Origin of the sequence: Rhizobium sp. NZLR1b, assembly GCF_019685155.1 — a bacterium.
Taxonomy (GTDB): Bacteria; Pseudomonadota; Alphaproteobacteria; order Rhizobiales; family Rhizobiaceae; genus Rhizobium.
The window spans coordinates 114,518-133,385 of the sequence record NZ_JABDWC010000007.1 but is presented as its reverse complement, the minus strand read 5'-3'; the positions used below and the strand labels follow the sequence as shown (position 1 = coordinate 133,385).

General features: G+C 60.6%; 18 protein-coding genes. 17 read left to right on the top strand and 1 reads right to left on the bottom strand.

Going from position 1 to position 18,868, the window contains the following annotated elements; translation table 11 throughout:
• Window positions 1-12 precede the first annotated feature (12 nt).
• Genes flgA through fliP form a run of 6 tightly spaced genes read left to right on the top strand, consistent with a single transcriptional unit; the run spans window position 13 to window position 4,118 of the window.
• Window positions 13-495 (top strand): flagellar basal body P-ring formation chaperone FlgA, encoded by a 483-nt coding sequence (flgA, locus tag HJB84_RS12780; protein WP_207582932.1) that lies wholly within the window; start codon window positions 13-15, stop codon window positions 493-495.
• Window positions 492-1,613, top strand: coding sequence for a flagellar basal body P-ring protein FlgI (locus tag HJB84_RS12775; protein ID WP_207582933.1), 1,122 nt, complete (start codon window positions 492-494; stop codon window positions 1,611-1,613). The genes flgA and HJB84_RS12775 overlap by 4 nt, the downstream gene beginning before the upstream one ends.
• A complete protein-coding gene (locus tag HJB84_RS12770; protein WP_207582934.1) occupies window positions 1,610-2,152 on the top strand; it encodes a MotE family protein in 543 nt (180 codons plus the stop codon). Before HJB84_RS12775 ends, HJB84_RS12770 begins: the two co-directional genes overlap by 4 nt.
• Window positions 2,149-2,865 (top strand): flagellar basal body L-ring protein FlgH, encoded by a 717-nt coding sequence (gene flgH / locus HJB84_RS12765; protein ID WP_007633287.1) that lies wholly within the window; start codon window positions 2,149-2,151, stop codon window positions 2,863-2,865. The genes HJB84_RS12770 and flgH overlap by 4 nt, the downstream gene beginning before the upstream one ends.
• 12 nt (window positions 2,866-2,877) lie before the next feature.
• On the top strand, window positions 2,878-3,384 hold the full coding sequence (fliL, locus tag HJB84_RS12760) for a flagellar basal body-associated protein FliL (protein ID WP_207582935.1): 507 nt from the start codon (window positions 2,878-2,880) through the stop codon (window positions 3,382-3,384).
• The gene (fliP, locus tag HJB84_RS12755) at window positions 3,381-4,118 is read left to right on the top strand and encodes a flagellar type III secretion system pore protein FliP (RefSeq protein ID WP_207582936.1); all 738 of its coding nucleotides are present in this window, start codon (window positions 3,381-3,383) and stop codon (window positions 4,116-4,118) included. The genes fliL and fliP overlap by 4 nt, the downstream gene beginning before the upstream one ends.
• A 79-nt stretch (window positions 4,119-4,197) precedes the next feature.
• Here the strand turns inward: fliP and HJB84_RS12750 are convergent, their stop codons facing one another.
• The gene (locus HJB84_RS12750; RefSeq protein WP_221116092.1) at window positions 4,198-6,168 is read right to left on the bottom strand and encodes a glycosyl transferase; all 1,971 of its coding nucleotides are present in this window, start codon (window positions 6,166-6,168) and stop codon (window positions 4,198-4,200) included.
• A 378-nt stretch (window positions 6,169-6,546) separates the two neighbouring features.
• Here HJB84_RS12750 and HJB84_RS12745 point away from each other — a divergent pair, with 378 nt between their 5' ends.
• From HJB84_RS12745 to HJB84_RS12695, 11 genes are all read left to right on the top strand, one after another.
• Window positions 6,547-7,452, top strand: a complete 906-nt coding sequence (locus tag HJB84_RS12745) for a flagellin (RefSeq protein WP_221116091.1) — start codon at window positions 6,547-6,549, stop codon at window positions 7,450-7,452.
• Between the two features lie 283 nt (window positions 7,453-7,735).
• The gene (locus tag HJB84_RS12740; protein ID WP_207582939.1) at window positions 7,736-8,644 is read left to right on the top strand and encodes a flagellin; all 909 of its coding nucleotides are present in this window, start codon (window positions 7,736-7,738) and stop codon (window positions 8,642-8,644) included.
• Window positions 8,645-8,890: 246 nt separating this feature from the next.
• Window positions 8,891-9,802: a flagellin gene (locus tag HJB84_RS12735; RefSeq protein WP_207582940.1), complete on the top strand. Its 912-nt coding sequence runs from the start codon at window positions 8,891-8,893 to the stop codon at window positions 9,800-9,802.
• 300 nt (window positions 9,803-10,102) lie between these two features.
• Window positions 10,103-11,065 (top strand): flagellin, encoded by a 963-nt coding sequence (locus tag HJB84_RS12730; protein WP_221116090.1) that lies wholly within the window; start codon window positions 10,103-10,105, stop codon window positions 11,063-11,065.
• Window positions 11,066-11,266: 201 nt separating this feature from the next.
• Window positions 11,267-11,896 (top strand): hypothetical protein, encoded by a 630-nt coding sequence (locus HJB84_RS12725; protein ID WP_221116089.1) that lies wholly within the window; start codon window positions 11,267-11,269, stop codon window positions 11,894-11,896.
• Complete coding sequence (locus tag HJB84_RS12720) at window positions 11,893-13,230, top strand: MotB family protein (protein ID WP_207582943.1); 1,338 nt, start codon at window positions 11,893-11,895, stop codon at window positions 13,228-13,230. The genes HJB84_RS12725 and HJB84_RS12720 overlap by 4 nt, the downstream gene beginning before the upstream one ends.
• A gap of 4 nt (window positions 13,231-13,234) precedes the next feature.
• Entirely contained in the window at window positions 13,235-14,530 is a 1,296-nt protein-coding gene (gene motC, locus HJB84_RS12715; RefSeq protein ID WP_221116088.1) for a chemotaxis protein MotC, read from the top strand.
• Window positions 14,527-15,975: a flagellar hook-length control protein FliK gene (locus tag HJB84_RS12710; RefSeq protein ID WP_221116087.1), complete on the top strand. Its 1,449-nt coding sequence runs from the start codon at window positions 14,527-14,529 to the stop codon at window positions 15,973-15,975. Before motC ends, HJB84_RS12710 begins: the two co-directional genes overlap by 4 nt.
• On the top strand, window positions 15,923-16,480 hold the full coding sequence (locus tag HJB84_RS12705; RefSeq protein WP_207582946.1) for a lytic transglycosylase domain-containing protein: 558 nt from the start codon (window positions 15,923-15,925) through the stop codon (window positions 16,478-16,480). The genes HJB84_RS12710 and HJB84_RS12705 overlap by 53 nt, the downstream gene beginning before the upstream one ends.
• A gap of 280 nt (window positions 16,481-16,760) precedes the next feature.
• Window positions 16,761-17,432, top strand: coding sequence for a transcriptional activator Rem (gene rem / locus HJB84_RS12700; RefSeq protein WP_007633267.1), 672 nt, complete (start codon window positions 16,761-16,763; stop codon window positions 17,430-17,432).
• Window positions 17,433-17,558: 126 nt separating this feature from the next.
• Window positions 17,559-18,860: a flagellar hook protein FlgE gene (locus tag HJB84_RS12695; protein ID WP_207582947.1), complete on the top strand. Its 1,302-nt coding sequence runs from the start codon at window positions 17,559-17,561 to the stop codon at window positions 18,858-18,860.
• The last annotated feature ends 8 nt before the right edge of the window (window positions 18,861-18,868 follow it).

The window sequence follows — 18,868 nt, the reverse complement described above, 5'->3', positions numbered from 1 at the left end:
AAGGGCCGAAACATGATGTTTTGCCGGGCAGGACACATCTCAGGATGGGTGGCGGCAGCCACGATCGCAGTCGCGGGCATTTTCTTGCCCGCGGACGCGGGTGCCGGCATGGGTTATGCCGTCGTCCCGACGACGATCATCTACCCCGGCGACACACTGTCGGCCAGCCAGCTTCAGGAGGTCGAGGTCACCAACCCCAACCTCGCCGGCGATTTTGCCAAATCCATTTCCCAGGTCGAAGGCATGGTCTCCAAGCGCACGTTGCTGCCGGGCCGCACGATTTCGGTTTCGGGTCTGCGCGAAGCCTATACGGTGACCCGCGGCTCGTCGATCCGCCTGGTCTTTTCGCTTGGCGCGATGACGATCTCGGCTGCCGGCTCGCCGCTCGAAGACGGCTCGACCGGGCAGGTCGTGCGCGCACGCAATATGGATTCCGGGGTTATCGTCAGCGGCACGGTGCTTGCGGACGGCACGGTCCATGTGAGGGCAAAATGAAATTGTTCTTCCGTTTCTTGACCCTTGTCGCGGTCTTCGCCATGAGCCTGGCCGACGTCGCGCCCGCCTGGGCGCTGACCTCCCGCATCAAGGATATCGCTTCGCTTCAGGCCGGCCGTGACAACCAGCTGATCGGTTATGGCCTGATCGTCGGTCTGCAGGGAACCGGCGACGGCTTCCGTGCCTCGCCTTTCACCGAGCAGTCGATGCGGGCGATGCTGCAGAATCTCGGCATCTCGACTCAGGGCGGCCAGTCCAACGCCAAGAACACGGCGGCCGTCATGGTCACCGCCAACCTGCCGCCCTTCGCTAGCCCCGGCAGCCGCATCGACGTGACGGTGAGTTCGCTCGGCGATGCGACGTCGCTGCGCGGCGGCACGCTCGTCATGACCTCGCTTTCCGGCGCCGACGGCCAGATCTATGCCGTCGCGCAGGGCGCCGCCATCGTTTCCGGATTTCAGGCGCAGGGCCAGGCCGCAACGGTGACCGAAGGCGTGACGACCGCCGGCCGCGTGCCCGGCGGCGCGATCATCGAACGCGAACTTCCGTCGCGCTTCAAGGACTCGGTCAATCTCGTCCTGCAGCTGCGCAACCCCGACTTCTCGACGGCAATCCGCATCGCCGACATCGTCAACGGTTATGCCTCGGCACGCTTCGGCGGCCCGGTCGCCGAAGCCAAGGATTCGCAGGAAGTGGTGATCCAGAAGCCGCGCACGGCCGATCTCACCCGGCTGATGGCCGACCTCGAAAATCTCATCGTCGAAACCGATACGCCGGCCAAGGTGGTCATCAACGAGCGCACCGGAACGATCGTCATCGGCTCGGACGTCCGCGTTTCGCCGGTTGCAGTCAGCTACGGCACACTGACGGTTCAGGTTACCGAGACGCCGCAGATCATCCAGCCCGAACCTTTCTCGCAGGGCCGGACCGCCGTCCAGCCGCAGACCGATATCGCGGCTGAGCAGACCGGCGGGCGCGTCGCCATCATCGACGGTCCCGACCTCAGGACCCTCGTCGCCGGTCTCAACAATATCGGCGTGAAGCCGGATGGCATCATCGCCATTCTCCAGGGCATCAAGTCGGCAGGCGCCCTGCAGGCGGAGCTTGTGCTGCAATGATAAAGTTCATCAACCCTGACATGACGGTCCTGCAATTGCTGCGCCGGCTGGCACTGCCCGCAGCAGGCCTCGTCCTTCTGTCGATCCCGGGCGCCTTCGCGCAGGAGCATGCGCCGGCGGGAGACATCATCTCCCAGGACGAGGTCAAGCAGTTCTGCACCAACATCGCCGACCCCGCCCGCGACCAGCGTTACCTCCTGCAGAAGCAGGAGCTGGAAAAGCTTCGCGCCGACATCGACGCCCGCATGGCGGAAATGGATAAACGCAAGGCCGAATACCAGGACTGGCTGAAGCGGCGCGACGATTTCCTGAAGCAGGCTGAAGCCGGCCTCACTGAGATCTATAAGAAGATGAAGCCGGATGTGGCCGCACTCCAGCTGCAGGATATGAAGATCGAGGTGGCCTCCGCCGTGATCATGCGGCTCGGACCGCGTCAGTCGAGCCTCATCCTCAACGAGATGGACGCGAAGAAGGCCGCGGCCATCGCCAGCGTCATCGCCAGTGCGTCCGATCCCAATACGTCGAAGGATCCTTCATGAATATGCGTCTCCCGGCCGCGATTGCCGCCCTCGCACTCCTTGCGGGTTGCCAGTCTCCGACGGCAGTCAGCGAGATCGGCCGTGCGCCCGCCATGAGCCCGATCGGCAGCGGCCTTGCCTACGGCCAGACGCCGCAGATGGCGCTTTATCCGAAGCAGCCGCGCGCTGTGGCGCAGGGTTATTCGCTGTGGAGCGATTCACAGGCGGCGCTCTTCAAGGATGCACGCGCGCTCAACGTCGGCGACATCCTGACCGTCGACATTCAGATCAACGACAAGGGTTCTTTCGACAACGAGACCAACCGCAGCCGCAAGAATTCGAGCGGCATGAACTGGGACGTCAACGCCCAGATCTTCGGCTGGACGCCTGAGTCCAAGACCGACCTGACCTATGGCTCCGACACCAGCACCGACGGCAAGGGCAAGATCGAGCGCACCGACAAGCTGACGTTGCTGGTCGCCGCCGTCGTCACCGGCATTCTCGAAAACGGCAACCTCGTCATATCGGGCTCGCAGGAAGTCCGATTGAACCAGGAACTGCGTATCCTGAACGTCGCCGGTATCGTTCGTCCGCAGGACGTCAATGCCGAAAACCAGATCTCCTACGACAAGATCGCCGAAGCCCGCATCTCCTACGGTGGCCGCGGCCGCCTGATGGAAGTGCAGCAGCCTCCGCGCGGCCAGCAGGCCGTCGATCTTTTCTCGCCGCTTTGAGGCTGAACGACGATGGCAGAGCCAGACGCAAGCGCAGATCAATCAAAGAAGAAATCCGGCACGCTGATGACGATCATCGGCGTCGCCGTCCTGACGCTGCTCGGCGCCGGTGGCGGCTGGGCGGTCGGCACGATCGTCGCGCCCAACATCAAGGGCGCCAAGGAGGCCGAGCAGGCCAAGGACGCCGAAGCGAAGAAAAAGGGTGAGGAAGGCCTGGCCCACATCTCCACCGAGGCCAACAACGTCGTCCAGCTCGAGCCGATCACGTCGAATCTCGCTTACCCCTCCGAAAACTGGGTCCGACTTGAGGTCGCGCTGCTCTTCAACGGGCCGCCGGATGTCAAGGTTTCCGAGGATATTCATCAGGATATCCTCGCATATATCAGGACCGTTTCCCTGCAGCAGATCGAGGGGCCGCGGGGCTTTCAATATCTCAAGGATGACATACAGGAACGTGTTGACCTTCGCTCGCAAGGGCGCGTATCGAAGGTCATGTTCAGGACATTTGTCATCGAATGATTCGTCTCATAGTTTTCCTTGCCGCCATGATAGCGGTACCGGAACTGGCGGTGGCACAGCAGCTGCCGACTAACCTGTTGAACGTGCCGGTCGATGGCTCCGTCGCCGCCTGGATCATCCGCACCTTCGGCCTGCTGACTATTCTTTCGGTCGCGCCGGGCATCCTGATCATGGTGACGAGCTTCCCGCGCTTCATCATCGCCTTCTCGATCCTGCGCTCAGGCATGGGCCTCTCCTCCACGCCCTCCAACATGATCCTTCTGTCGCTGTCGCTGTTCATGACCTTCTACGTCATGTCGCCGACCTTCGATCAGGCCTGGCAGAACGGCGTGCAGCCGCTGCTTGCCAATCAGATCAACGAAACCGAGGCGGTCCAGCGGATCGCCGAACCGTTCCGCACCTTCATGTCGGCCAATACCCGCGACAAGGATCTGGCGCTCTTCGTCGATCTGGCGCGTGAACGCGGACAAAATATCCAGACGACCGATCCGATCGACTACCGTGTGCTGATCCCGGCCTTCATGATTTCCGAGATTCGCCGCGGCTTCGAGATCGGCTTCCTCGTCGTCCTGCCGTTCCTCGTCATCGACCTGATCGTCGCTACCATCACCATGGCGATGGGCATGATGATGCTGCCGCCGACCTCGATCTCGCTGCCGTTCAAAATTCTCTTCTTCGTGCTGATCGACGGCTGGAACCTGCTTGTCGGCAGCCTGGTGCGCTCATTCAACTGACAGGCTGCGGCCTCTTCCTTTTCCAAACGTGAAAACCCGCCGGATTGCCCCGGCGGGTTCTTTCGTGGCGTTAAAAGCCTCACTCCGCGGCGAACGGCGCGGTGCGCGGCGGCAGCGCCGCAATGTTCATGTGGTCGGGTGCGAGACCCTGCTTGGCGCGCGCGGCCATGATTTCGTAGGCCTGCTCCAGATGGTCGCAGAACCGTTCGGCATCGAAGAGCGGCGCAATATAGCGCTTCTCCTTGAGGTGTGCCTTGTATCTGGCGATCCGCCCGGGATTCTCGGCCAGTTCCACGGCCATATCCTCGTAGTCCTGCAGGTCGCTTGCGACGAGGTCGGGTAGGCCGATGGCCCGCAGCAGGCTCTCGCTGACGCGTGAGGCGAAGTTGGTGCCCTTGACGGTTAGGACCGGCAGGCCGCCCCAGAGCTGCTCCGAGGTGGTCGTGTGGCCGTTGACGGGGAAGGTGTCGATGCCGAGGTCGGCCGCCTGCTGACGGTCGATGTGCTGTTCGTAGGGAGCGCGAGGGCAGAAGATGATCCGCTTGGGCGAAATGGCTGCCGCCTGGAACTGCTTCAAGAGATTTGCCTGGTTGCGCGGCGAATTCGCCATCAGCCAGAGCACGCTGTTCGGCGCGCGCTTGAGAATGCGGCACCAGCTGTCGATTACCTCAGGCGTAATCTTGCGGTTGCCGTTGAAGGAGGCGAAGATGAAGGCATCTTCCGGCAGGCCGAGCTGCTCACGGGTGACGGCGCGCGGCTTCGGACGATGCATCGGATCGTTCGGCTGGTAGCTTTCCGGCAGTCGGCAGAATTTTTCGTGATAGAAAGGCTTGGCCACCTCGGGCAACACCGAATGGTCGCCGATGACATAGTCCAGGTCGATATTGACGGTGCTGCCGGGAAAACCGAGCCAGCCGACATGTACCGGCGCCAGCGGCAGGTTGAAAGCAGTCGCGCGGCTGCCTGATGTATGACCCTTCAGGTCGACCATGATGTCGATATTATGCGCGCGCACCGTTTCCAGCATCGCCCGGTCGGAGAAGCCGTGAACGGTGACGATCCTGCCCCAACGGCTGCGATCGGTGTCGTTGTGCTTTAGGTATTCCGGGCCTGTATGGCAGAAGAGCGTCACCTCGAACCGATCCTTGTCGTGCAGTTCGAGGATGCGCTGCAGCAGCTTCATCGTCGCGTGGCGATCCCAGAAGTCCGACGACATGTAGCCGATGCGGATCTTGTCCGACCAGACGTGTGGCTGGTTACGGCGGAAGGTCACCCGTTCCTGGTTGAGAGGTGTGGTGCCGATCGTCGCATAGCGGTTGAAGTCTTCGTTGCCGCACCAGTGCAGGTGATAGAACGGGTTGTCCTTGCGTAGGATCTCGGTATCGCCCTTTGCAAGGGCCGCGTCGATCACCGCCTGATGCTTGGCTGCCTCTTCGAATTCGTTGAATTCGCGGGCGAAAACAAGGTGGAGAAAGCGGAAGGCGTGATTGCCTGGAAAACGCTTGAAGAGGTTGCGCGCCAGCTTCTGGTTGGTTGCGTCGTTGAGATCGTCGCTGAGCAGCAGGGCCGCCAGGCGCATGTGATCGGGATTCATGCTTTCCGACAGCACGGTCTTGAACGGACGGATGATATCGCGCTGCTGGCGTTTCAGATAGATCGCGGTGATGATGAAGGCGAGTTCCGCATCTTCCTGCGCCTTGGCGAGATTTCGCATGGCGATCAGCAGCGCGTCGTCCTCGTTGCCGGTCTCATAGTGCAGCTTGGCAGCTTGCTTCTGATATTCGTAGGCGTTCGGTCCTTCGCAGTTGCCGGCCAGACCATAGGCTTTCGCGGCATCGGCCTTGAAGCCGAGCTGCACGAGGTTCTTGGCCAGCAGCGCATAGGTCTTGGCGTCCTGCTGGATATCCATCAGCTGGTTGAGCGTTGCCAGGGACTGTGTGTAGCGGCCCAGCTGGTAATCCTTGGATGCCGCAGAGAACGAAACTTTGCTGTTCAAAACCCAACTCCGTGAAGGAAATGTTCTGGCATGGCTGTCGATCGCCCGGCGCATGCACGGTTTGTCCTCCCCGAAAAGGGTGGATCGGTCTGATGGTGCTATCCCGGCGCCTGTCACATTGCCATGCGAACCTTGCTTGAAACCGGTGCGCCTCATGAAACGCTTCGTTCCCTGAGAGAAAACGGTTTCTTTCTCGGTACGTTAGCATGCGAAGCAATAGATTCAGCCCGCATTAACTATACGAGGTAAGGAGCCGGCACGGACCCTCTGTTTTTAAGAAGTTGGCAAGCATTGGCTGCGAGATTGCCCTGGACATGACGGGTTTGGGCCAAACAAAAAAAGGCGCCGAGTAGCATGAAGCTGGTCCGTCATCGCCGGTACTACAGTCCGGTATGTCCTCCTTTTTGTATCTAGTTTCCAGGGGACAGATTTATGACAAGCATTAACACGAACACTTCCGCACAGGCCGCTCTGCAGACGCTGCGCAACGTCAACCAGGGTCTCCAGTCAACCCAGGCTCACGTTTCGTCCGGTTATCGCGTCGGCAAGGCATCCGACAACGCGGCTTACTGGTCGATCGCAACGACCATGCGCTCGGACAACAAGGCGCTTTCTGCGGTTTCCGACGCTCTCGGCATGGGTGCTGCGAAGGTCGACACCGCTTACACCGCCATGGACAGCGCCATCGACGTCGTCGGCGACATCAAGGCCAAGCTGGTTGCCGCCACTGAAAACGGCGTCGACAAGGCGAAGGTCCAGGAAGAAATCGGCCAGCTGCAGCAGCAGCTGATGAGCGTCGCTCAGTCGGCTTCCTTCAACGGCGAAAACTGGGTGGCCGGCGCTTCCGGCACCAAGAGCGTCGTTTCCTCCTTCGTTCGCGACGGCTCCAACGCCGTTTCGGTCACCACGACCGACTACGTTCTCGACAGTGGCTCTGCGGGCAACGTTCTGTTCGGCATGAGCGGCGGTTCGGTCGAAACCTCCACGGGTATCCTCGGTACGTCGAATGGCGCGACCGGTTCTATCTACGCGATGGACATCACCAGCTTCACCGCCGGCCAGATCCAATCGGCTCTGAGCAACGTTGAATCGGCTCTGAAGTCCATGACCAGCGCCGGTGCTGCTCTCGGCTCGCTTTCCAAGCGTATCGACAACCAGGACACCTTCGTCAGCGCCCTCAGCGACTCGATCGACTCCGGTATCGGCCGTCTCGTCGACGCCAACATGGAAGAAGAATCCTCCAAGCTCAGCGCCTTGCAGACCCAGCAGCAGCTGGCGATCCAGTCGCTGTCGATCGCGAATTCCTCTTCGCAGAACATCCTGTCGCTGTTCCGCTAAGACCGGTCGGCACAAGGTTTCCAAGTTTCGCGGCCGGGTCATCCCCGGCCGCGAAATGTTTTAACATAAGGTTAATGAAAACTCTTCTAAGTCTCAGATATTTTTAAGTAATTTCCAGTTTGGATTTAGCTTTCCTTAACCATCTTGGTGTTTTCTAGGCCCATCGAAACGGCGAGTTAACCTTAACAAAAAATGGTTAGCAGGCATGATGCTGATCGCTGTGGGCCGGCCGAAAATCCGGAATGTCCCTTCTTAAAATCTGCCAACAAGGGGCAATTAAACTATGACGAGCATCAACACCAATAACGCTGCAATGGCAGCCCTCCAGACTCTCCGCGGCATCAACCAGGGTCTCCAGACAACCCAGGCTCACGTTTCGTCCGGCTATCGCGTCGGCAAGGCTTCCGACAACGCTGCTTACTGGTCGATCGCAACGACCATGCGTTCGGACAACAAAGCTCTCTCGGCTGTTTCCGACGCTCTCGGCCTCGGCGCCGCTAAGGTCGACACCGCTTATTCCGCCATGGACAGCGCCATCGACGTCGTCGGCGACATCAAGGCCAAGCTGGTTGCCGCCACTGAAAACGGCGTCGACAAGGCCAAGGTCCAGGAAGAAATCAGCCAGCTGCAGCAGCAGCTGATGAGCGTCGCTCAGTCGGCTTCTTTCTCGGGTGAAAACTGGGTGGCCGGCGCTTCCGGCACCAAGAACGTCGTTGCCTCCTTCGTCCGTGACGGCTCCAACGCCGTGTCGGTCGTGATGACCGACTACGTCCTCGACGATAGCAGCGTGGGCAACGTTCTGTTCGGCATGAGCGGCGGCGCGGTTGAAACCTCTACGGGTATTCTCGGCACGTCGAATGGCGCGACCGGCTCTGTCTACGCGATGGACATCACCAACTTCACCCTCGGCGAGATCCAGTCGGCTCTGACGAACGTTGAATCGGCTCTGAAGTCCATGACCAGCGCCGGCGCTGCTCTCGGCTCGGTCTCCAAGCGCATCGAACTGCAGGAAAACTTCGTGTCCGCACTCAGCGACTCGATCGACTCCGGTGTCGGCCGCCTCGTCGACGCCGACATGGAAGAAGAATCCTCCAAGCTCAGCGCTCTGCAGACCCAGCAGCAGCTGGCCGTGCAATCGCTGTCGATCGCGAACTCCTCTTCGCAGACGATCCTCACGCTGTTCCGCGGCTAATAACCGCAGAAAACATCGGCCCGCCGGTCTCCGGCGAGCCCCCAGCAACGAGCCGCGCTTCTATGGAGCGCGGTTTTTTTAATGTCCGTTAACGATCGATTAACCATAATGCTGTTTTCTCAGGTCAACGAGACGGTGGGTTAACCAAATCTAAGAATCGGTTAACAGGCATGAGGCTGGTCCCCGTTCCCGGTAGCGTTCCGGAATGTCCCTTTTTTCCATCTGCCGACAAGGGGCAATCATTTCATGACCAGCATTTTGACCAACGTCGCGGCCATGGCCGCGCTTCAGACACTCCGCGGAATCAATGACGGCCTTGAGGCTACGCAGAATCGCGTATCATCGGGCTACCGCGTCGAAAAGGCAGCCGACAACGCGGCTTACTGGTCGATCGCAACGACGATGCGTTCGGACAACAAGGCACTCTCCGCCGTCTCCGACGCCCTCGGCCTCGGCGCCGCCAAGGTCGACACCGCTTACTCTGCCATGGACAGCGCCATCGACATCATCAGCGAAATCAAGGCGAAGATCGTCGCCGCGACCGAAAAGGGCGTCGACAAGACCAAGGTCCAGGAAGAAATCGGCCAGCTGCAACAGCAGCTCCTGAGCATCGCGCAGTCGGCTTCCTTCTCCGGTGAAAACTGGGTTGCTGGTGCTGACGGCACCAAGAGCGTCGTTTCTACTTTCGTGCGCGATGGCAGCGGCAATGTCTCAGTCAAGACGACCGATTACATCCTGGACACGAGCTCCATGGGCAACGTTCTCTTCGGCATGACCTCGACTGGCACGATCGACACGAGCTCCGGCATTATCGGCACATCATACGGCACTATCGGCTCGATCTACTCGATGGACATCAGCACCTTCGGTTCGCCTGAGATTTCCATGGCCCTGACCTCGATCGAGGCTGGCCTGGATGCCATGACCAAGGCTGCCTCGCAGCTCGGCTCTATTTCCACGCGCATCGAATTGCAGGAAAACTTCGTTGGAGCACTCAGTGATTCGATTGACTCGGGCGTCGGCCGCCTCGTTGACGCCAATATGGAAGAGGAATCGAGCAAGCTGACGGCCTTGCAAACGCAGCAGCAACTGGCTATCCAGTCGCTGTCGATCGCCAACTCCAGCGCGCAGAACATCCTCACGCTGTTCCGCAGCTAAGCCAGGCGCTGAAGCTGGACCGAATCTTGCGCCATCGTTCGGCAGCAAGCAGAAAGCCTCCCGGACCGCGCCCGAAACGGCGCGGTTTTTTCTTTTATATCAATAGCTTGCCTGCCGCCGTGATCGGCGCGGCGAGTTCAGCGCCGCGCTCTTGCCGAACAGGTTGATATCGAGTTAACCTCGCTTTGAGTTGATTTGCTTTTGCGACACGCCGGTAGAAACGCTGCCGGAGGCATGACGCCACTTTAGTCGCCGCCGGCAATCCGGCCTGCCCTTTTACCTTACTCCGAGAGCCTGTCGATGACCGTTAAGATTACCAGCGCGGCCGCGGTGAATGCGCTTGCGGTGCTGCGCAGCATCAACAAAGAAGCCGGCCAGACCCAGCAGCAAGTGTCCTCGGGATATCGTATCGAGACGGCCGCCGACGATGCGTCCTACTGGTCGGTTGCGACCGTCATGCGCTCGGACAGCACCAATCTCGGGACGATCGGGGATGCGCTCGGTCTCGGCGCGGCCAAGGTGGACGCGACCTACACGGCGATGAATTCGGCGATCGATCTCATGGGCCAGATTCGTGCCAAGCTTGTGTCGGCGAAAGAGCCGGGCACCGACAAGGACAAGATCAACGCCGAGATCAGCGAATACAAACAGCAACTGCAGACGGTCGTTGAATCGACCTCGTTTGCGGGCGAGAACTGGCTGCTGAACGGCAATACCACGGCGCCCCCGACATGGTCGGTCATCTCAAGCTTCGTGCGCGCTCCGACCGGCGAATATCAGGCCCGGACCATCGATTTCCCGTCGTCGCAGACCATCCTCATCGACGAGAACAATGCGAGCGGTGGCCTGTTCACCAAGGCGGTCGACGCCAATGCGATCAACAACAACGGCGCGACGGCGCGCAACTACTATCTGCTGAACGCCAACTCGGCCACGCCGACGACAGGGACGGAAATTGCGATCGGCCAGAATACGACCGATGCGCAACTCACCGATATGCTTGATGTGACCGACTCGCTGCTCTCCTCGCTGACGACGACGGCTGCTTCGATCGGCGTGATGAAGACGCGTATCGACGATCAGAGAGATTACACTGCCGATCTCGCCGATTCGATCGACAAGAGCGTCGGTGCGCTCGTCGATACCGACATGGACGAGGCTTCGATCCGGCAGAAGGCGATCGAAACCCAGAAGCAGATGGCTGTCGAAGCAATCTCGATCCTCAACACGGCTTCGAGCAAGATTCTGATTCTGCTGGAATAAAGGTGAGCGCGATCGCGGATGGCGGCGCCATTCATCCTCGCGCAAGTTTGACTTCCTAGTTTCCGGCACGAAGGCATCGTCCGAATCCGTGCCGGCGCAAGGTGAAGCCCTTGCCCGTTTCGAAGCGACATGCCGGCGCGCAAGGTCGTTTTGAGCGGGGGTGGATATGCTGCATGCCTCCCGAATGCTGGATGGTTTTTTATGAGCATTACGCTTTCCCGGTATTTGAAGGACTTCGGTGAACCGGAACCGTCAGCGCCGATCATCGACATCGACGATTTCGGCGGCGACGGTTTTCCCGAAATGCCAAGCGAACCGCCAATCGACGTCGAGGCGGAGCGCCGCGAAGCCTATGCGCAAGGTCATGCCGCAGCCACCGCTGATTTGACCGAGAAATTCCAAGCCGAGGCGCGGGCGCTGGCCGAGGTCCATGCGCGTGAGTTCGAGGAGCTGAAGCTTCGCTACGAAGTCGAGGCGGCGGCGGTCATTGGCTCCCGCATTCGCGATATCGCCGAAGAGGTCGCACAGCTGGTCAGCGCCGGCGCCGCCGTCGCCTTAGCACCTGTGATGACCGAAGCGCTGGCCGCCAAGGCTGCCGAAAGCCTCGCCGTCCTGCTGCGTGACGCGATCCTCGAGGGTGCCGCCGGCCCGATTGTCGTGCGCGGGCCGACCCGGCTTTTCGAACTCCTAACGGCCGAACTCGGCGAACATGCCGGGGCGGTTCGACACGTTGAGACTGACGATATCGATCTTGCCGTCGAAATCGGTGAATCCGTCATCGTCACCCGTATGTCCGCCTGGGCGGCCAGCTTGAAGAAAGTTCTCGAATGAGCGAAGGCGAAAACCACCACCACGGCAAGAACGAGATCATCATCGTCAAGAGACATGGCGGCGGTGATCACGATGGCGCCCATGGCGGTGCGTGGAAAATTGCCTATGCCGACTTCATGACGGCGATGATGGCGTTCTTCCTGGTCATGTGGCTGGTCAATGCCGCCAATGAGGAGACCAAGGCCTCGGTCGCGACCTATTTCAATCCGATCAAGCTCTCCGACGAAAAGCCGACCGAAAAGGGACTGAAGAAGCCCGTCGACAACGCCGAAGGCGAGGAGAAGCAGGAAAAGTCGAAACAGAAGGAAGAAAACCCGAACGACGGCAAATCGGCGGCGGATGGTGACGATCAGACATCGACATCAGGTGACCAGACCAATTATTCCGAGGCCGATTTCTTCGAAAATCCTTATTCGGTTCTCGCCGAAATCGCGCAGGAAGTCGGCCAGCAGGCCAATGTCAGCGCCAAGGGCGATGGCGGTGCCGCCGATTCCGGCCCGGCCACCGGCGCCGATGGCGGCGAGGCCTATCGTGATCCCTTCGATCCAGATTTTTGGACGAAGCAGGTCGAGGTCACGACAGCCGGCAAGTCCACCCCTCCGGGCAAGAACGACGAGCAGGCGGCCGAGAGCGGGACAACCGAGATCGCCAAGGTCGAGGATATGAAGCCGATGCCGCTGACCACCGATCAGAAGGCCACCGGTCAGGAACCCAAGGAAACCAAGACCGCGGCCGAGACCAAGGACGGCAAGGCGCCGGGTGACAAAAAGTCCGGCGACAAGAAGGCTGGCGATAAGAAGGCCGAAGCGCAAAAGGACGCCGATCATCGGAAGGATGCCGACAAGAGCGCGGCAGAGACCGAGCAGCAGCAGAAGGAAGCCGAGCAGCTGCAGGAGCAGATCGCCCAGCAGATCGGCGGCGTTGCCGGCAAGCTTGCCGAAGGCCTGACCGTGACGGCATCCGAAGGCGGATTGCTGGTCAGCATCTCCGACCAGAACGACGATTCGATGTTCAATATCGGTTCTGCGGTTCCACGCCAGGAGATGGTGCTCGCCATGGAAAAGATTGGCGCAATCCTGAAGGAGAGGGGTGGCGCGGTCGCCATCCGCGGCCACACGGACGGGCGCCCGTACAAGGGCGGGCAGAATGAGAACTGGCGGCTTTCGATGGACCGCGCCCAGAGCGCCTATTACATGCTCGTGCGCGGCGGGTTCGACGAGAAGCGCATCTCCCAGGTCTCGGGCTTCGCCGACCGTCGGCTGAAGCTGCCGTCCGACCCGTTCAACGCGACCAACCGCCGGATTGAGATTCTGGTGCAGGCGGATCAAGGATAACAGGATGGCGCGTCGGCAGTATCGCTATGTCGGATTTGTGGCCCTCGGCCTGGCGTTGCTTTCGTCGGCCGCAGGCAGGGCGCAGGATCCGGACGATCTCGAGCCGTACAAGATGATGCGGTCGCTGCAGTTCGTGCAGGATTCCGTGGTCTCCGGCGATCATTCGGCCGGTGAGATGCAGCGCTTCATGCTGGGCACGATCGACGAGCGGCTGCGCAGCGTCGATACGTCGGTCTTCGATGACGACCGCAATGTCGACGCAGCGCTGATCTACGCGATGAGCGGCGGCAATCCGCAGACGCTGGAATATCTGATCGCCCACGACGTCAACGGCTATTTCGACAACCGTGTTACCGATGTGCTCAGAAAATATCTGAGCGGCAAGGGGCTGCTCGTCGCCAAGACGCTGGAGGAGACCGCCAGGGAATACCGCGACAAGAAGATCGGCCCTTACCTTGCATTGATCGGCGGCAACGTGCTGATCGCGACGAAGCCGGCAGACGCACTCGATCTCTACGACCAGGCGCGCCTTGCGGCGCCGGGCACGATCGTCGAGGAAGCGGCGCTGCGCCGCTCGGTCGCCATCTGCGTCGACAAGGGGATGCTCGACCGGGGAATGGCCTATTCGCAGCGTTATATCAGGCGCTTCCTGCATTCGCCCTATGCCAGCCAGTTCGCCGATCTTTTCGTCACGCTCGTCGTCGGCCACGATCACGACGTGAAGCCGCAGGATGTCATCGACATCCTGTCCTTCATGGACGCGCCGCGCCAACGCGAGGTCTATCTGCGCATCGCCCGCGCTGCCGCGATCGCGGGTAAGCCGGAGCTGGCCCACATGGCGGTCGAGCGTGTGCAGTCGCTTGGCGGCGGCACCGACAATGCCTTCGGTCCGCTGGCGAATTTCTATGGCGGCATGGCCGGCCTTCCCACCGAGGATATCGACCGGGCGGCGAAGAATGTCAGCGACATCGCTGGCAACACGCTTTCACCGCGCGATCAGGCGCTGCAGGAGGCGGCGCGATCGATTGCCGAGCAGATCCTGCGCGCTCCCGATCCGGCAAGCCTGACACAAGCCTCGAACCCTAACACTTCTAATCAAGAAATCACTTCTGAAAAGGCTGCGGCTATAGCGACGCAACCGGGAGCGCCAGGCGCGCTTCCCGAGCCTGTTCCGGGAGGTGTGGCATCGACTGGCCAGAGCCAGGGTACCGACCCCTCATTCAACGCATTTGTGACGACCAATCGGTCCAAGCTCGACGAGATCGACGGTCTTCTGGCGCAGGAAGGCAACGAACAATGATGGATATGAGCGTCTCCGGCGGAGCCGCCGGTGCGGAGTCCGCCGCGATTACGAAATCTGCGCGACCGGCCGGTAAAGACGATACGGCCGGCCAAAAGAATGGCTTCTCCGACGCACTTGCCAAGGCAAGTGGTGGTACCGCCAATGACGACGCCGACGATGCGCAGCCGGATCAGGGTGCGGTTGCTGATGGCAGCGCCGAGAAAGTGGCGCGGACGATCCGCGGCCGCAACGGCGCAAAACCGTTGATCGATCTCGGCGACGCCGCGCTGAAGGCACAGGCTGAGGTGCAGCCGGAAACGATCGCCAATGCCGAAAAGGTCGCGGCAAAGCCTGGAAAGGCCGCGGTCAAAATGCCGGCGGATCTTGCCTTCGGCAAGCTCGACCCAAAGGACCGCTCGGCAGACGAGGTCGTTCAGGCGGCTAAAGGCGGCAAACACGCCAGGGCCGACGCATTGGAAACCGACACCGACAACGACGGCGACGTTGATGACGGCGGCATTTCCGATGTCCTCGGCCTGCTGAAGCAGGAACCGACCGACGGCGCGGTCGCTTTATCGGCGGCAGCAGGCGCGCATCACACTTCCGCCAAAGCCGATGAAGTCAAACCTGACGGCAAGAAACTCGATGGTATCGACGCCAAGGCAGGCGGCCATGCGTCGGACGCCCTGGCGGTCGTCAGCGGCAACGTCGACAGCGGCAAGGCGGATGACGTCAAGGTTCCCGGATCGGAGAATGCCGAATCCGCCGACGGCAGGACGTTCAGGATCAGCCGCGCCGATGGCCGTGGTGTCTCTATGGATGTTCACCTCGGCACGGATCAGGCCGGGTCTCGGGATGGCTCGAAGAAGGCCGATGTCGAAAACGTTTCGGTCCTCGAATCGCGCCGCTATATCGGCCTGATGCAGAATTCGAATTCAGCCTCCGTCACCGCCGCTCTCTCCGGCGATTCCGAATGGGCGCGCGCCATGGAGCCGAGCTCGGCACTCTCCAACGCGGCGGAATGGACGAGCACCGGCAAGGTGGTCAATACGCTGAAGATCCAGATGAACCCGCTCGATCTCGGCTTGGTGACGGCGACTATGCGCCTGTCCGGCGACGCCCTGAACATCGACCTCAAGGTCGAAACCGGCGCGGCGTACCGTCAGATGAAGGAAGATCACGGCAAGATTCTCGAAGCTCTGCGCAGCCAGGGCTACGCCGTCGACAACGTCACCATCAGCATGGCGCCGGTCGAGCGCAGCGACGCCGGCAACCAGGCCGGCAGCCAAAGCCAGGCCTCTCAGCAGCAGTCGCTCCCCCAGCAGGGGCAGGGCGGCGAGGCGCGCGAGCGCCACAATCAGACGGCACAGCGGACGGATGGGGGCTTCAATGGCGCAGGCGAGACCGGTATTGAAGACGTTTCTGCTGGCCGCAGCAGCGGCATTGGCGGCGTTTACCTCTGAGGCGATCGCTTCCACCGGCGCCTGCGAGCGTGAGATCCAGTCGGCAGCTGCCAAATACGGCATCCCGGAAGGCATCCTCTATTCGGTCGGCCTGACGGAGACTGGCCGCAAGGGCTCGCTTTATCCCTACGCCATGAACGTCGAAGGCAGGGCGGTCTTTCCGCCCTCGGAGCAGGACGCGATGAGACAGTTCGATGTCGCCCGCAGCAGCGGCGCCAAGCTTATCGACATCGGCTGCATGCAGATCAACCACTACTATCATGGCGAAAACTTCGGCTCGGCCGAAGATATGTTCGACCCGCATCGCAATGTGGAGTATGCGGCAAAATTCCTCCGCAACCTGCATGACCGTCACGAGACATGGACGATGGCGGTAGCCAGATACCATGCGGGTCCTAACAATGACCCCGCGCAGAAGCAATATGTCTGCCGCGTCATCGCCAATCTGGTCGCCACGGGCTACGGCAAGTGGACTCCCAATGCGAGTAACTTTTGTCGAAATTGATTCAACCAAAGATGGAGTAGGCATATTGTGACGAAACTGTGTCACAATATGGCGGGAATCCGGCGTGAATCACCTGCGCAAGTCATAATTAAGAGACCGTTAACTTTTCCACGAAATTTTGGTGTGCATAAACAATAGTACCCACTAGATATAGATCAAATCGCCACAAGGATCTTAATCAATTATTAGTTTCTGCCATTAACTTTAACGAGTTGTCGCCGATTCCTGCGATTCGTACCCATAGATCATCGAAGTGCCACACTGATTCGGAGGCGGACGAATGATCGTCGTGGTTGATGAGCGTGAGCTCGTAAAAGATGGATACACATCTCTGTTTGGCCGTGAGGGCATTCCCTCCACCGGCTTTGATCCGACGGAATTTGGCGAGTGGGTACAGACCGCTGCCGACTCCGATATAGCGGCAGTCGAGGCCTTCCTGATCGGTCAGGGTCAGCGTAACTACGAATTGCCCCGGGCGATCCGGGACCGGTCAATGGCGCCGGTGATTGCAGTCAGCGACCAGCACTCGTTGGAAAACACCCTTGCACTGTTCGATTGCGGCGTCGACGACGTAGTGCGCAAACCGGTGCATCCCCGCGAAATTCTCGCAAGGGCGGCCGCGATCCGGCGCCGGCTGAAGGCGATCTCCAACTACACCGAGATCGGCGGGATCCGTGTTTTCTCGGATGGCCGCGACCCCGAGATCAACGGCGAAGTCTTCGCGCTTCCCCGGCGCGAGCGCCGCATCCTCGAATATTTGATCGCCAATCGCGGTCGCAGGGTCACCAAGACCCAGATCTTCAACGCCATCTACGGAATCTTCGATGAAGAGGTCGAGGAGAACGTCGTCGAAAGCCACATCTCGAAGCTGCGCAAGAAGCTGCGCAAGAAGCTCGGCGTCGATCCGGTCGATTCCAAGCGCTTCCTTGGCTACTGCATCGATTGGGCCTGATTTTTCCGGCCGGGCGGCGGCGCCCGGCTGAACCTCGATATTGGCCTCGCAGCTCGCCCTGACAGACAGCTTCACGCAAGGCCCGACAAATACTCTCGAGCTTAACAGGTAAAACGAGGTTTTCAGATGAGCATTTTCGGCAGCATGAAGACGGCAGTATCGGGGATGAACGCACAGGCGAACCGCCTCAGCACCGTTGCCGATAACATCGCCAACGTGAACACCACCGGTTACAAGGCCGTGTCGACGAGCTTCTCGTCGCTGGTCCTGCCTTCCTCGGGCGGCAATTACAATTCCGGCGGCGTCCAGACCTCGGTCCGCCAGGCCGTCTCCGACCAGGGCGACATTTCCTACACCACCTCGGGCACCGACCTCGCGATTTCGGGCGACGGCTTCTTCATCGTCCAGGGCGCTGACGGCACGCCGGTTCTGACCCGCGCCGGCGACTTCACCAAGGACGACGAAGGCAACCTCGTCAATGCCGCCGGCTTTCAGCTGATGGGCTATTCCTACGACTCCGGCGCCCCCGCCGTCGTCGTCAACGGCTTCGACGGTCTCGTTCCGGTCAACGTCAACCAGGATGGCCTGACCGCCATCGCTTCGACCTCAGGCATCTTCAAGGGCAACCTCGATTCCAATGCGAAGATCGCTCCGGTCGCTCCCGCGACGGCTCCGAGCGCCAACCTTGCCACAACGACGGCCGACACCAAGAAGGTCTCGATGGTCGCCTACGACCGTCTCGGCAACAAGGTGATGTACGACTTCTACTTCACGAAGAGCTCGGTCGTGACGCCGCCACCGGCATCTCCCGCTACTGCAGCCACTTGGGAAGTGGCGATGTTCCGCAACGCCAATGCGGCGGTCGGCGGCACGACCTCCTTCCCCTATAGCGCCGGTGGTTCTGTCGGCACGGGAACGCTCACCTTCGACGCCAACGGCAAGATGACCTCAACCGGCGCCGTCACGATCGCCGATACGGTGACCGGCCAGTCGATCGCCATGGACCTCTCCGGCTTCACCCAGCTCGGCGCCGACTTCTCCGGCACCGGTACGCCGAACGGCCAGGCGGCGACCCCGGTCAAAGACGTCACGATCGATGGCGACGGCATTGTCTACGCTAAGTATGAAGACGGCAGCACGAAGCCCCTCTACCGTATTCCCCTTGCCAATGTCGCAAGCCCGGACAAATTGACCCTGATGAGCGGCAACGTCTACAGCGCCAACGGCCAGTCGGGTGTCACCGTCACCGGTTTCCCGCAGACCAACGGTCTCGGCACGATCAAATCGGGCGCTCTCGAAGGTTCGAATGTCGACCTCGCCGGCGAGCTGACCGAGATGATCGAATCGCAACGCAGCTATACCGCCAATTCCAAGGTCTTCCAGACGGGTTCCGACATCATGGACGTCCTCGTCAACCTCAAGAGATAAGCAGGGTA

Excerpts from the sequence above, each read along its gene's own strand:
- flgA (WP_207582932.1), top strand. The coding sequence starts at position 13 with ATGATGTTTTGCCGGGCAGGACACATCTCAGGATGGGTGGCGGCAGCC.
- HJB84_RS12775 (WP_207582933.1), top strand. The coding sequence starts at position 492 with ATGAAATTGTTCTTCCGTTTCTTGACCCTTGTCGCGGTCTTCGCCATG.
- HJB84_RS12770 (WP_207582934.1), top strand. The coding sequence starts at position 1,610 with ATGATAAAGTTCATCAACCCTGACATGACGGTCCTGCAATTGCTGCGC.
- flgH (WP_007633287.1), top strand. The coding sequence starts at position 2,149 with ATGAATATGCGTCTCCCGGCCGCGATTGCCGCCCTCGCACTCCTTGCG.
- fliL (WP_207582935.1), top strand. The coding sequence starts at position 2,878 with ATGGCAGAGCCAGACGCAAGCGCAGATCAATCAAAGAAGAAATCCGGC.
- fliP (WP_207582936.1), top strand. The coding sequence starts at position 3,381 with ATGATTCGTCTCATAGTTTTCCTTGCCGCCATGATAGCGGTACCGGAA.
- HJB84_RS12750 (WP_221116092.1), bottom strand. The coding sequence starts at position 6,168 with ATGCGCCGGGCGATCGACAGCCATGCCAGAACATTTCCTTCACGGAGT.
- HJB84_RS12745 (WP_221116091.1), top strand. The coding sequence starts at position 6,547 with ATGACAAGCATTAACACGAACACTTCCGCACAGGCCGCTCTGCAGACG.
- HJB84_RS12740 (WP_207582939.1), top strand. The coding sequence starts at position 7,736 with ATGACGAGCATCAACACCAATAACGCTGCAATGGCAGCCCTCCAGACT.
- HJB84_RS12735 (WP_207582940.1), top strand. The coding sequence starts at position 8,891 with ATGACCAGCATTTTGACCAACGTCGCGGCCATGGCCGCGCTTCAGACA.
- HJB84_RS12730 (WP_221116090.1), top strand. The coding sequence starts at position 10,103 with ATGACCGTTAAGATTACCAGCGCGGCCGCGGTGAATGCGCTTGCGGTG.
- HJB84_RS12725 (WP_221116089.1), top strand. The coding sequence starts at position 11,267 with ATGAGCATTACGCTTTCCCGGTATTTGAAGGACTTCGGTGAACCGGAA.
- HJB84_RS12720 (WP_207582943.1), top strand. The coding sequence starts at position 11,893 with ATGAGCGAAGGCGAAAACCACCACCACGGCAAGAACGAGATCATCATC.
- motC (WP_221116088.1), top strand. The coding sequence starts at position 13,235 with ATGGCGCGTCGGCAGTATCGCTATGTCGGATTTGTGGCCCTCGGCCTG.
- HJB84_RS12710 (WP_221116087.1), top strand. The coding sequence starts at position 14,527 with ATGATGGATATGAGCGTCTCCGGCGGAGCCGCCGGTGCGGAGTCCGCC.
- rem (WP_007633267.1), top strand. The coding sequence starts at position 16,761 with ATGATCGTCGTGGTTGATGAGCGTGAGCTCGTAAAAGATGGATACACA.
- HJB84_RS12695 (WP_207582947.1), top strand. The coding sequence starts at position 17,559 with ATGAGCATTTTCGGCAGCATGAAGACGGCAGTATCGGGGATGAACGCA.